This is a genomic window from Bradyrhizobium sp. NBAIM03 (assembly GCF_020194055.1).
In the GTDB taxonomy this organism is placed as follows: domain Bacteria; phylum Pseudomonadota; class Alphaproteobacteria; order Rhizobiales; family Xanthobacteraceae; genus Bradyrhizobium; species Bradyrhizobium yuanmingense.
The window spans coordinates 1-426 of record NZ_JADYVS010000192.1; the positions used below are offsets into that span (position 1 = coordinate 1).

The 426-nt window shown below is 62.2% G+C and carries 1 pseudogene; it reads right to left on the reverse strand.

The features are described 5' to 3' along the window. Positions 1–426: pseudogene (locus I6F21_RS38040) on the reverse strand (error-prone DNA polymerase); the annotation flags it as partial.

A 426-nucleotide genomic window follows, 5' to 3' on the forward strand; every position in this document is an offset into this window, starting at 1 on the left:
GGATGACGCGGCGGTTTTCCATCGCGGCGTTCTCGATCGGCACCAGGCGCGAAAGCTTGCCCTGCGCAATCACGAACCCGCCCACGTGCTGCGACAGATGGCGCGGAAAACCACGCAACTGATCCACCAGTTGCGCCCAGCGCAGCACCAACGGTGATTCCGGATCCAGACCTTGCTGGCCTGCGCGCTGCGCAAATTCCTTACGGCTATCCCACCACGCCTGCCCCTTGGCCACCTGCTCGACGATGCCCAGGTCGATACCCAACGCGCGACCGACGTCACGCAGTGCGCTACGCGTGCGGTAAGTGATGAGCGCTGCTGCCAGCGCTGTACGTGTCACACCGTATTTTTTGTAGATGTACTGGATGACCTCTTCGCGACGCTGATGCTCGAAATCGACGTCGATGTCGGGCGGCTCATTGCGCG